The sequence below is a fragment of the Chloroflexota bacterium genome, from assembly GCA_026710945.1.
GTDB lineage: Bacteria > Chloroflexota > UBA11872 > VXOZ01 > VXOZ01 > VXOZ01.
Genome location: JAPOQA010000058.1, coordinates 74,959 through 87,717, shown reverse-complemented (window position 1 = coordinate 87,717; position 12,759 = coordinate 74,959). Strand labels below are relative to the sequence as shown.

Annotated in this window: 10 protein-coding genes; 6 read left to right on the top strand and 4 right to left on the bottom strand. The window is 59.0% G+C overall.

Annotation, left to right across the window (positions count from 1 at the left end; all coding sequences use genetic code 11):
- Nucleotides 1-221: 221 nt before the first annotated feature.
- On the bottom strand, nt 222-1,178 hold the full coding sequence (locus OXE05_11840; protein ID MCY4438008.1) for a D-2-hydroxyacid dehydrogenase: 957 nt from the start codon (nt 1,176-1,178) through the stop codon (nt 222-224).
- A gap of 78 nt (nt 1,179-1,256) precedes the next feature.
- On the opposite strand from OXE05_11840, the gene queA reads away from it, so the two are divergent.
- A complete protein-coding gene (queA, locus tag OXE05_11835) occupies nt 1,257-2,288 on the top strand; it encodes a tRNA preQ1(34) S-adenosylmethionine ribosyltransferase-isomerase QueA (GenBank protein MCY4438007.1) in 1,032 nt (343 codons plus the stop codon).
- A gap of 61 nt (nt 2,289-2,349) precedes the next feature.
- Here the strand turns inward: queA and OXE05_11830 are convergent, their stop codons facing one another.
- Both OXE05_11830 and OXE05_11825 read right to left on the bottom strand, forming a co-directional pair.
- Nucleotides 2,350-2,748, bottom strand: coding sequence for a hypothetical protein (locus tag OXE05_11830; GenBank protein ID MCY4438006.1), 399 nt, complete (start codon nt 2,746-2,748; stop codon nt 2,350-2,352).
- A 37-nt stretch (nt 2,749-2,785) separates the two neighbouring features.
- A complete protein-coding gene (locus OXE05_11825) occupies nt 2,786-4,981 on the bottom strand; it encodes a UvrD-helicase domain-containing protein (GenBank protein ID MCY4438005.1) in 2,196 nt (731 codons plus the stop codon).
- A gap of 682 nt (nt 4,982-5,663) precedes the next feature.
- Between OXE05_11825 and OXE05_11820 the strand changes: the two genes are divergently transcribed.
- The 5 genes from OXE05_11820 (at nt 5,664) to OXE05_11800 (ending at nt 12,100) form a co-directional block, all read left to right on the top strand.
- On the top strand, nt 5,664-6,593 hold the full coding sequence (locus OXE05_11820; protein ID MCY4438004.1) for an iron ABC transporter substrate-binding protein: 930 nt from the start codon (nt 5,664-5,666) through the stop codon (nt 6,591-6,593).
- A gap of 15 nt (nt 6,594-6,608) precedes the next feature.
- On the top strand, nt 6,609-8,222 hold the full coding sequence (locus tag OXE05_11815; GenBank protein MCY4438003.1) for an iron ABC transporter permease: 1,614 nt from the start codon (nt 6,609-6,611) through the stop codon (nt 8,220-8,222).
- Between the two features lie 9 nt (nt 8,223-8,231).
- Complete coding sequence (locus OXE05_11810; protein MCY4438002.1) at nt 8,232-9,281, top strand: ABC transporter ATP-binding protein; 1,050 nt, start codon at nt 8,232-8,234, stop codon at nt 9,279-9,281.
- 74 nt (nt 9,282-9,355) lie between these two features.
- Nucleotides 9,356-10,513, top strand: a complete 1,158-nt coding sequence (locus OXE05_11805) for an aminotransferase class V-fold PLP-dependent enzyme (GenBank protein MCY4438001.1) — start codon at nt 9,356-9,358, stop codon at nt 10,511-10,513.
- Nucleotides 10,514-10,906: 393 nt separating this feature from the next.
- Nucleotides 10,907-12,100, top strand: coding sequence for a UDP-N-acetylglucosamine--N-acetylmuramyl-(pentapeptide) pyrophosphoryl-undecaprenol N-acetylglucosamine transferase (locus OXE05_11800; protein ID MCY4438000.1), 1,194 nt, complete (start codon nt 10,907-10,909; stop codon nt 12,098-12,100).
- Nucleotides 12,101-12,117: 17 nt separating this feature from the next.
- Here the strand turns inward: OXE05_11800 and rsmD are convergent, their stop codons facing one another.
- Nucleotides 12,118-12,672, bottom strand: coding sequence for a 16S rRNA (guanine(966)-N(2))-methyltransferase RsmD (rsmD, locus tag OXE05_11795; protein ID MCY4437999.1), 555 nt, complete (start codon nt 12,670-12,672; stop codon nt 12,118-12,120).
- Nucleotides 12,673-12,759 lie beyond the last annotated feature (87 nt).

Below are 12,759 nucleotides of genomic sequence, written 5' to 3'. Positions count from 1 at the left end.
CTACTCGTGCCAAAAAGCGGGGGACAAGCCCCCGCGCTACGGCTTGTTAACGAGGTTCGCGCTTACTTTGGCTCGCAAACATGCGACGGCCGCAGGGTGCAATCCTGCGCTACTCGTGCCAAAAAGCGGGGGACAAGCCCCCGCGCTACGGCTTGTTAACGAGGTTCGCGCTTACATTGGCACGAAAACATGCGACGGTCGCAGGTTGCAAACCTGCCCTACTAGTAGCCGGCTTCTTTGTCCACTACGTGCAACAGCTGTTCGCCATCGAGAAATCGTTGAAAATTCTGTTCCAGCAGTTCGTAGAATCGATCGTCGTTGTGAGGTGCGGTTCCCGACGTGTGTTGCGTAACGATGACGTTGGGCATGTCCCACAGTTCAGAGTCCGGCGGCAAAGGTTCGGGGTCGGTTACGTCAAGACCGGCGCCTGCGATCCAACCTACTTTCAGCGCCTGGAGCAGCGGCTCCGCTTGGATGATCTTACCCCGGCCGATGTTATAGATGTACGCTGTCTGCTTCATGAGCCGAAGCTCCGTTTCGCCAACCAGCCCTTTCGTCTCTTCTGTCAGCGGACAGCAAACCGCCACGTGGTCTGAACGCCGCAAGAGATCGTGCAGCCCCTCCGGTCCCACCAACTCAGCGAGATATGCCGGCCTTTCCTTGGGGTGGCGGCGAAGACCGATGACATGCATCCCCAAGTGGTGGGCCTTTTCGGCCAGGGCCCCGCCAATGCCGCCCGCCCCGATCACGCCGAGGGTCTGCCCCTCCAAACAGAAGGGGTGAAAGTCAGGAGGCCGCCACACGTGATCGCGTTGCGCCTGAAGTATCTTAAGAAAACCCCGCGCAAACGCCAACATCATAGTCAAGACGTGTTCGGAAATCTGCGTCGCGTGCAGGCTCTGCGCATTCGTCACAATCACATCAGAGGCAATGATCTCCGGCGTCAGCAGGCGGTCGACTCCGGCTCCTTGGTTTTGGACCCAGCGCAGATTGCGTGCCTTAGGCAGCAAGTCCTGAGGTAAGCGCCCGACCACAACGTGGGTCCGCGGCATCACCGCTGCATACTCAGCATCGTTGCTTGGCACGACGAATTCGATCTGGGAGAATTTATGCCGTAGTTGCTCAACTTGATCCTTGCGGTGGCTCCATGTGGACATTACCACCGTAATTGCTGCCATGGATAGAAGTACACCCTTTGCTATGCTAGTGCCATCACGACAAGAGAAAGCCCACCTCATGATAGCAGAGGAATTATGATCCGGCTTGAGGACCTAGATTACGCCCTACCGTCGCACTTCATTGCGCAAAACCCGTGCGAGCCGCGCGACGCCGCCCGGCTGCTGGTATATCGCCGCGGTACCGGAGAGATTCAGCATAGCCGGGTCGCGCACATAGCAGAGCACTTGCAGCCTGGCGACCTGCTCGTGGCTAACGACACGCGCGTGATTCCGGCGCGATTATTCGGCCGGCGCGAGCACACCGGCGGCAAGGTGGAACTGCTCTTGTTGCGACCGCGAGAGCAGGACGCCTGGGAAGCGCTGGTGCGGCCTTCGCACCGTCTCAAGCCCGGTGCCCGGGTGCTTCTCAACAACCAGGATGGCGGAAGCCCGGATGTGATCGAAATCGGGGACGAGCTCCCACATGGCAGCCGGCTCGTGCGCTTCTTTACTGACCCAGCCATCGTGCTCGAGCGCAGCGGCATGGTCCCGCTGCCGCCGTACATCCGGCAGCCGCTGGCGGATCCCTCGCGCTACCAGACAACCTATGCCCGCGTGCACGGCTCGGCTGCCGCTCCCACAGCCGGACTTCACTTCACGCCCCGGCTGGTTCGCGAATTAGAGAATTACGGTGTGCGATTTGCCTTCATCACGCTGCACATCGGCCTTGACACCTTCCAGCCCATCCGCGAATCAGACCCGTTGCAACACGCCATTCACAGCGAATACCTGGAAGTTCCACCAGAAACAGCGCAGATGATTAGGGACACGAAGGGGTTCGGCAAGAGAGTGGTGGCAGTGGGAACAACAAGCGTGCGCGCCCTTGAGAGCGCCGCCAATGCGCAGGGCACTGTGCGAGCTTGGAGCGGCGACACGCGTCTCTACATCTATCCCGGCTATCGATTCCGTGTGGTTGACGGCATCATGACAAACTTTCACCTGCCCCGCTCAACCCTGCTACTGCTCGTGGCAGCGTACACAGGTTTGCCTGAGCTTAAGCAAATCTACCGGACTGCGATGGAAGAAGACTACCGGTTCTACAGTTTCGGCGACGCGAGCTTGCTGCTCTAAGAGGGCGTTTGAAAGTGGTGTGCGTTCATCCTTCGACAGGCTCAGGACGAACGGATACCAGTCATCCCAAGGAACATACCTCTCTTCCGCTCTTGGTGAGCTTTCTTCCGTCCGCGGTGAGCTTCCTTCCGTTCGTGGTGAGCTTCCTTCCGTCCGCGGTGGGCTTCCTTCCGTCCGTGATGCGCTTCCTTCCGTTCGTGGCAAGCTTCCTTCCGTGCGCGGTGAGCTTCCTTCCGTTCGTGGTTGGCTTCCTTCCGTTCGCGGCAAGCTTCCTTCCGTGCGCGGTGAGCTTCCTTCCGTGCGCGGTGAGCCCCCTTCCGTTCGTGGTGGGCTTCCTTCCGTGCGCGGTGAGCCTCCTTCCGTTCGTGGCAAGCTTCCTTCCGTGCGCGGTGAGCCTTCTTCCGTTCGTGGTGAGCTTGTCGAACCATGAACGGCGATTGGCTGAAAACCTCTCACACACCCTTCTGTTTATGCAGGCCGTCGCCTGGCAGCACCGGCTAGGCAAGCTTCTCAAGGGGCGCAAACGAGGCAGAGAGGCGCTTGACGCCAATGTCGGGGAACGCCACAGTAACTTCCTCGTCAGTATCCGTAATCTTACTGCTCACCACGGTGCCCTCACCGAATACGCTATGCCGGACTCGGTCGCCGTCGCGGTATTTCTGCGTCTCCGGCACCTGCGCTCGCTGCGGTCGGGAGCCAGACTGCGACCCCTGCCAGACTGCCTCCAGTGACGGCTGTGACTGCATCATGGGACCGGTCACGAGTTCCATGGGCAATTCGGCAATGAAGCGGGAGGGTATTCGACCAACCGATTGGCTGCTATAGCGCCGTGCCGCGTAAAGTAGATAGAGCCGCTCTTTGGCCCGCGTGAGGGCCACGTAGCAGAGCCGCCGTTCCTCCGCCAACTGCTCCGGATCGTCGAGTGAGCGAATGTGCGGAAAGAGCTCTTCCTCCATACCGGCTACAAACACCGCCGGGAATTCCAAGCCCTTCGCATTGTGCATCGTCATGAGAGTCAGGCCGCCGTCTGTACCCATACGATCGACGTCGGCCACCAGCGAAGCCTCATGCAAGAATAAGCCCAAGCCTTGCGGCGGCTCAATGTCATCAAAGCGCGCGGCGGCAGCCACCAGCTCATCAAGATTCTCTTCACGGTCCACTGCCTCCTCGACATTCTCGTGACTGCGAACGAGTTCCAGGTAACCGCTCTCCCTGACAACCGTCTTCACGAGCGTACTCAGAGGCGCGCGCGCCAACTCTGCGCGAAATCTATCCAGTAAGTGGCCGAGATTCTCCATGGCGGTCCGGGCCCGCGCCGTCACCGGCAAGGGGTCGGTGACGCTGCCCGCAGCAAAGCTCAGGACTGCCTCCGCGGCGGAGATGTCCTGCAATTCGGACCACATGGACAGCGCCGCAAACGTCTTGGCGCCGATACCGCGTGGCGGCACATTCACCACCCGCCGAAAGCTCACGTTGTCACTCAGATTGTTGATCACGCGCAAATACGCAAGGACATCTTTGACTTCTCGCCGTTGGTAGAAGGCTACACCGCCAACCAATTGATACGGTATGCCATGGGTAACCAGTGCGTCCTCCAGGGCGCGAGACTGCGCGTTCGTGCGATACATGACCACACAGTCGCTGAGGCCAAGGCCTTCGTCCTGCAAGCGGCGCACGTTATTCACGATGAGGCGCGCTTCATCTTCCTCATCGAGTGCAGGTAAGACCACCAGCGGCGCGCCTCCGCCGTTCGTCGTCCATAGCCGCTTGTCGCGGCGATTCGGCAGGCGGCTTATGATGCCGTGGGCCGCGTCCAGAATATTCTGGGTTGAGCGGGAGTTTTGCTCCAGCTTGATGACGACGGCGTCGGGATACTCCTGCTCGAAGTTCAGAATATTGCGCAGATCGGCTCCCCGCCAACTGTAGATGCCTTGGTCGTCGTCGCCAACCACACAAATGTTGCGAAACTTCGCTGCCAGCATCCTTACCAGTTCGTACTGCGCATGGTTTGTATCCTGATACTCATCCACCATGATGTAGCGGAAGCGGTCCTGGTAGTGCTCCCGCACGTCCGGGTGCTCCCGAAAGAGCTGTACTACAAACATAATGAGGTCATTGAAATCAAGCGCATTGGCCTTGCGAAGCGTGTCTTGATAGCGCCGGTATATTCTGGCGGCGGCTTCTTCAAAGGGCCCCTGCGCGTGTTCGGCAAACACGTGGGGGGTGATGAGTTCATCCTTGGCGCGTGAGATCGTATTCAAGACTGAGCGGGGACTCAGACGCTTTTCATTGATGTCGAGCGCTTTGAGCACGTCCTTAATCACGGTCAACTGGTCGGCGTCGTCGTAGATCGTAAAGCCTTCGTCCCAGCCGAGCCGCCGTAATTCGCGACGCAGAATGCGCGAACAGAACGCGTGGAACGTGCTCAAGAGCACATTCTCGCCAATCGGCCCCGCCAGTTCCCGCACCCGGTGACGCATTTCGCCGGCAGCCTTGTTCGTAAAGGTTACCCCAAGGATTTGCCACGGAGGCACGCGCTTGGCGAGCATGAGGTATGCAATGCGATGGACTATCACCCGCGTTTTGCCGGATCCGGCTCCGGCCAAGATGAGCACCGGCCCGTCCGTTGTTTCAACCGCGCTCTGCTGCGGTTCGTTAAGGTCTGCCAGCAGGGATTCGGGGTTTGTAATCAAGGAATAACACTCCGTATACCGATGGAGAAAGGCAATGGACCCAGCTGTTATGCGAGCGGTCCTGATGGAAGAGAAGCTGAGCCGCCCCCTCAGCGATTTTATCACCGTCACTTCCAGCTTGCACTTTACCCACAAGAGTCTTTTCTAAGCTAATACACACTCGTTTGCTAGGGTTTGGACTCGCAATCCTACCTCACTCCTACGTAAGAAGACTCGAATTAGAGTGCACCAATACGCTGCCTCTTTTCCTCGAAAGCGCCAGACATTCAATATCACAAGGAATGGAAGCCTCATTAGTTAACCGTAAGGTACATTAATTTAATCCATAGTCATTTTCTAGGGTTTATGCCAGATACTCTTGACTCATGCTGAGGACTTTAGGTACCTTAACTTTTGCCAATGAGGCTAACCTATTATGTCCTGACGTGAATTGCTAACGAACGCCTGGACAGTTCCTGCGAGCTGGCTGCCTGATTGGTGAACCTATGCGGATAGGCCTTGAAGCGCACGGCAAGACACGGAACATACGCACTGGAATTGGCACGAAAAGGAGCCACTGTACGTGTACGTAAATCGTCGTACCCTGCTTAAGGCATCGCTCGCGATGCTTCCCGTCGCAGTAGGAGCGGCATGCGGCAGAGTCGTTTTCACACCTGGCGGCACAACAGACACCCCTGAGGCGATGTCCACCACGCTCACGGTGTACTCTGGCCGCAACGAAAACCTCGTGGGACCACTGTTGGAGCAGTTCGGCAATGACGCCGGCATTGATATTCAGGTCAAGTATGGCGGCACGGCTGAACTTGCGGCAACCATCCTTGAAGAGGGCGCAAACAGCCCTGCTGACGTCTTCTACGCCCAGGATGCCGGCGCTCTGGGCGCGCTACAGGCAGAAAACCGCCTGGCTGCGCTGCCCGATGCAATCCTCAACACTGTGGAGCCGCGTTTCCGCTCCCCGCAAGGCCAGTGGGTCGGCACTTCAGGCCGCGCCCGCGTCGTGGTGTACAATACCGAGAGCGTGACGCCTGCGGACCTCCCGCCATCGATCCTGGACTTTACCGATCCCCAGTGGAAGGGCCGTATTGGCTGGGCGCCGACGAACGGCTCGTTCCAGGCGTTCGTCACTGCCATGCGGGTCACGCTTGGGGAAGAACAAACGCGGGCGTGGTTGAAAGGCATCAAGGCGAACGAGCCGAAAGTGTATCCAAAGAATACGCCCACGGTGCAGGCGGCGGTGGATGGCGAGATTGCCGTCGGCTTCGTAAACCACTATTATCTCTTTCGCATCCGCGCCGAACAGGGCACAGTGCCGGCAGAAAACTACTTTCCGCCTAACGGCGATCTCGGATCGTTAATCAATGTGGCCGGCGCTGCTGTCATCGCGGGCTCGAAGAACCAAGCCGCTGCGGAACAGTTCGTAACGTACCTTTTGTCTCAGCAAGCCCAGAAGTACTTTGCCACAGAGACGTACGAGTATCCCTTAGCTCATGGCGTAGCTGCTCACCCCGATCTTCCAGCGCTCTCCACAATTCAGACTCCTGAAATCGACCTTGGCGACCTCGCCGATCTGCGCGGCACACTTCAACTCCTTCAAGAGGTGGACCTCATCTAATAGCTGAAAGATCCTATGGAGATACCAATCCTGCTGCGTGAGACTGTGCGGAGCGGCCGGCGGACCTATCGGTCCGCCGGTCCGCCTCTCTTACTCTTGGTTGCAAGCAGTGTGGTTGGAATCGGCATACTCCTGCCCCTTGTTTACCTTGTGTTGCGTGCCGCAGGAGCGGGAGACGAGCTCTGGCGGCTCTTGCTGCGTCCGCGTACTGCGGTCATTCTTTTCAATAGTGTTGCACTATCCTCGGCCGTAACCCTAAGCACGATCGCTATTGCCGTACCCCTGGCCTGGCTCGTCGTGCGCAGCGACTTGCCCTTGCGAAGATTTTGGACTGGCCTCTTAATCGTGCCGCTTGCCGTCCCCAGCTACGTGGGCGGATTTGTACTGATTGGGGCACTTGGACCGCGCGGCATGCTGCAGCGATTGCTGGAACCACTTGGCGTCGAACGCCTGCCGGAGATTTACGGCTTTCCCGGAGCTTGGCTGGCACTGACGCTGTTTACCTATCCCTATGTATTCCTTGTCGTGCGCGCCGCCCTGCAAGGCATGGACCACACGTTGGAAGAAGCCTCGCGCAGCCTCGGGCACAGTGGTTGGTCTACCTTTTGGCAGATTACGTTACCCCAACTCCGTCCGGCAATCGCGGCGGGTGGGCTCCTCGTTGCCCTTTACACGCTCAGTGACTTTGGCGCCGTATCGCTCCTGCAGTTTGATACCTTTACACGCGTCATTTACGCCCACTACCAAGGCTCTTTTGACCGCCATCTTGCCGCCGGCCTGGCCCTCGTACTCGTCGTCATGACGTTGCTCATTCTCGTCCTCGAGCATTGGAGCAGGGGACGGGCCTACTACCATCGCGGAGCCCAAAGTGGATTGAGGTCGCTGCGCCGCGTCAACCTTGGTAGATGGCGGCTTCCGTCTCTCGCCCTCTGTTCCTGTGTCGCACTCTTCGCGCTGGTGTTGCCGGGGCTCACTATCGGCTACTGGCTGTTCCGCAGCGTGACATACACGACAAGCTTTAGCTCCCTACCGCTACTGGCGTGGAATACACTCTGGGTTTCTGCCGCTACCGGGATTGCCGCCGTTATCCTTGCCGTACCGGTGGCCTACCTGACGGTACGATTCCCAGGCCGGCCTCTGCGCCTCTTCGAGTACGCGATTTATCTGGGCTATGGCCTGCCGGGCATTGTCATTGCCCTCTCCCTTGTCTTCTTTGGAGCAAACGTCGCGCCAATCATCTATCAAACCTTCTTCCTCTTGATAGCCGCCTATCTTATCCGCTTCCTGCCCCAAGCGTACGGCAATGCGCGGACCTCACTTCTGCAGGTGAATCCGTCTTTGGAAGAAGCCTCCCGCAGTCTCGGTCACTCCTGGCACGCCACACTTCGCGCCATCACCTTGCCTCTGGTGCGCGGCGGCGCCACTGCGGGCGGTATTCTGGTCTTTGTAACAACTCTCAAGGAACTCCCAATCACGCTGTTGCTCGGCCCGATCGGCTTCAAAACACTTGCCACCGAAGTCTGGACAAATACCGCGGAAGGGTTCTTCGCCGAGGCTGCTCCGGTGATCTTGGTGCTGCTCGGCGTCTCGCTACTGCCAACATTGCTTTTTGCGCGTAAGGAGCCTTAAAATAGTGCCATGAGCATTAACCTCTTCGCTATCCGCTGTAAGAATGTCAGCAAGCGTTTCGGCTCGGTACTAGCCGTAAACGATGTTGACCTCACTGTTGCTCCTGGAGAGTTCCTGGGCCTGTTGGGACCGAGCGGTTGCGGTAAGACGACCTTCCTTCGACTCATCGCCGGCTTTGAAGTACCCGACTCCGGCTCGATCGAGATCGGTGACGTCTGCGTCGTGGGACCAAAGCGGTGGATTCTGCCTGAACGCCGCCGCGTGGGCATGGTGTTTCAGGACTATGCCCTTTTTCCGCATATGACCGTGGCGGAGAACGTCGCTTACGGCGTGCGCAAGTGGCCTGATCGGACTGAACGAGTCGGAAATGCGCTGCGGCTCGTCGGCTTGGATGGTCTCCGCGAGCGGATGCCGAATGAACTCTCCGGCGGACAGCAGCAACGGGTGGCGCTGGCCCGCGCGCTGGCGCCGGAACCGGACGTCATCCTGATGGATGAACCTTTCTCCAACCTGGATGTGGCCCTGCGCGCGCGCATTCGCGCCGAGACGCGGAATATCCTCGCCCGGGCGGGCGCCACAGTGATCTTTGTAACCCACGACCAAGAAGAGGCGCTAAGTATCGCCGATAGGGTGGCCGTGATGTGGGGCGGACAGCTTGCCCAAGTAGGAGATCCAGAAGAGTTGTACCGCAGCCCATCATCCAAAGATGTCGCCCAGTTCGTAGGTAGCGCGAATTTCCTCTACGCCAACGTTAATAACGGCTACGCACAGTGCGCGCTCGGCCGCTTTGCGCTCAACGGAGCCGCCCACAATGGCGATCTAGACCTTATGTTCCGTCCCGAGGACATTGCCCTGACGGTAGCCCCGGATGGCGCTTCCCGCGTGGTGGATGCCACTTTCTACGGCCACGACAGCACGGTAACGATCCGTCTCGAGACCGGCGAACACATTGAAGTTCGTCTTCTCGGCGCCCCGCTCGCACCGGGCACGCGCGTCCATTGTCAGGTGACGGCTGCACCTCGCACGTTTGTACGCTTGCCGCAAGCCGCACCTTCATGATGCTGCGAGTCAGGTTATAGTGTTAGGGACGATGTAGCCCCTGTGCGACAGCCAAGTGTCCCTTAAACCGACCCATGCCTCCCTACGATTGCGCCTCAGTTCGAGAGACCATTCCGTTCCTCCAAGACCGAGTTTACTTAAACACCGGCACGGAAGGACTACTGGCCGAACCGGTCCTCGCCGACTATCAGGCGGCCATCGCCCGCCAGGAGCGTGAGGGACACGCGGCGCTCGAGTGGCGCTATGCCGAACTAGACCGCACACGCAAAATAGTTGCACGTTTACTGCATGCCCAGCCAAACACCATCGCCTTCACACGCAATGCCACAGACGGGCATAACATCGTGCTGCACGGCCTGCGGTGGCAGCCGGGTGATGAACTCCTCATCTCCAACCAGGAGCATCCGGCCCTCAGTCATCCGGCGGCCTATCTGCAAGAGCGTGACAAGCTTAGCGTGCGCGTCTTCGCTATAGATGCCGATCCGCACGTCACGATGCAGAATGTCCGCGCTGCACTAAGTCCTGCCACACGCCTCATTGCCTTTAGCCACGTGAGCTGTGAGAGTGGTATCCGCCTGCCTGCAAAAGAAATCTGTCGGCTCGCGCATGAGCACGGTGTTTGGGCGCTCTTGGACTGCGCGCAGTCGCTGGGCGCCATACCCGTGGACGTTGTGGAGTTGGAATGTGATTTCTTCGTGAGCAATGGACACAAGTGGCTGTGCGGTCCCAAGGAAACCGGCATTCTCTATGTACGGCCGGACCGACTTGATGCGCTAACTTTGGGCGCGGTCGGAGCCGGCACCTTTGAGCACTTTACGTGGAACGGTGAAGCCTTTCGCCACAAACTCAGGCCGGACGCCCGGCGGTTTGAGTTTGGCACGCGCAACCACGCCGCACTCGTCGGCCTGCGGTCCGCCATCACATGGCTCGAGGAGCTAGAACTTTCCGTCGTTTATGCGCGCATTAGAGACTTGGCTCGGCAAGCCAAGTCGATGCTCGCTGAGACTCCCGGTATTGAGGTCGTCACGCCGCGATCTGATGACGAGTCGGCGGGGATTATTACATTTCACGCGCCGAGCAAGAGTCCCGCGGAAGTAGCGCGGGCGCTCTGGCAGCAAGGAATCATTACGCGCCACACCACGACTCCGCCGGGCGTGCGAGCCTCCGCTGCGTACTTCAACACCGAGGGGGATTTTGAGCGGCTGGCAACGGCGCTGCGATCAATCGTGTGAGAGAATACGCGAAGAGTGTAGCGCCGATGTCTACCACAATTGTAGATGTCAGGTAAATCGTTGACAGATTTGGAAAAAGAAACATGGGAGCAGAACTCTGTGGTTGCCTGCATGCATGTCATTCCGAACGGAGCGCAGCGGAGTGAGGAATCTAGAGTGCTGAGGCCGTGAAAGTTTGTTGAGCAGGGACCCTAGATTCCTCGCTACGCTCGGAATGACAAGGCCTTGTAGCGCTTTCTACGGGAAAGCGAATTCTGTCAACGAATTAACTGACTCTTACAATAATGACTCTTTGCTCTCAATTGCCTGCTGGGCGTACATTGGCGAAGAGTGATTGCCTACTGCATCATTCGTCGGGGGTGTGCCCGACTAGGAGAGAGTGCCCCAACGCCAATGACAGAGAGCCAGCGCACCGTGCGAGTCCTCGTTTCCGGCGGCGGTTCCGGCGGTCATGTTACGCCTGCACTCGCTACGATAGAAGAAATCAAGGCGCTTGCCGAACGGGAGGGCACATGGGCGCCCACATTCCTCTACGTGGGGAGCCACGGCGGAGTGGAACGCGAAATGGCCAAGGCGGCCGGCATTCCCTTCACCGCCATTGCGACCGGCAAACTCCGCCGCTCAAGTCACGTGCTGGGGCACTTCTCTTGGAGCAACCTTCTCGACGCCCTGCGGCTGCCTTGGGGCGTGCTGCAGGCGTTGCTTCTCGTGATACGATTCCGACCTCACGTTGTCCTAAGCACCGGGGGATTCGTGTGCGTGCCGCCCGTAGTCGCAGCCTGGCTGCTGCGTGTTCCCGTGATCACCCATGAACAAACGGTGCAGATGGGCCTGGCAAACCGCATCGCCTCTCGCTTCGCGAGACGCATCGCTCTGACCTACGAATCTGCGCGGGACTACCTGCCGGCGCGCTTGCAAGCCCAGACCTTTGTAACCGGCAATCCGGTGCGCCACGTCATCTTCAATGGCAGTCCGGCGACGGCGATGTCTATTGCGGGGTTCTCGAGTGGTGACACATTGCCGACTTTGTATGTGACCGGCGGGGCACAGGGCGCGCAACACATCAACCGCGCCGTGGAAGATGCCTTGCCGGACCTCCTCAGGTTTTGCCGCATCATTCACCAATGCGGACGCCAGGCAACAGGGCCAACACGCGAGGTTGAACGCCTCCAGCGGGCGCGCGCGGCGTTGCCGGACCACCTGCATGCGCGCTACCACGTGGTCGATTTTGTTGAAGAAGAGATAGGACACCTCTACGCGCTGGCGGACGCGGTAGTGAGCCGCTCCGGCGCAGGCACGATAGCAGAGCTCTTTGCCCTTGGCAAACCGGCGATTCTCATCCCCTTGGTGCCAACCGGCGGCGACGAACAGCGGCGCAACGCGCAGCATGCCGCACGTGCCGGCGCGGCGGTGATAATTGAGCAGGAAGAACTCACTGGCGTTACTTTATGTAAACGCGCGCGTGAGCTGCTTGCCGATCCGGTGAGGCAGAAAGCGATGGCATGTGCCGCCAAGGGGCTCGCTCGGACTGATGCCGCGCTCCTCCTGGCAGAATCTGTCATGGCATTGGCGAACCGGCCCGGCTGACGGTCGGCGCGTCTCTCTCACTCGTCGCCCACCGCATAGATACTGAACATCGAGTCGCCGTGTTGACGGCGGCGTAAGAGCCGCAACTGTCCCCACTGTTCGTCAGGCAATTTCTTCTTCCAGTGCCCAACGACAATCACCGTCTGTTCCTCAATTGCGCGCGATTCGGCAAGTGCCGGTAGCCAGTCTTCATGGTCCACGGTATGGTACGGCGGGTCTGCCAAGATGAGGTCGTACGGCTCTTTCAAACGGTTGAACACTCCCGGCACACGTGCCTGGATCACGCGCGCCCTTTCACGCAATGACGCCACGCGCAAGTTCTCACGGATTGCGCGGCAGGACGCCGGCAGCACGTCAACAAAGTCACACCAATCAGCTCCCCGGCTTAAGGCCTCTATGCCGAGCGCACCGGTGCCCGCGTAAAGTTCTAACACGCGGCCGCACTCTCCGCTTTCGCCGAGCGAATTGAAGATGGCGTGTTTCACTTTGTCGAGCGTAGGGCGCACCTGCTTCGATTTCGGCGCCCGCAGGCGCCGTCCCGCGGCAGTTCCACGGATAATACGCATATTCATAAAGTAATCTCACGCGGTCTGGGCATCATCTTAAGGCAATACTCCGGGGATCTATTGTGAAGCCGTATGCTTGGAAAGGCTTTCTCG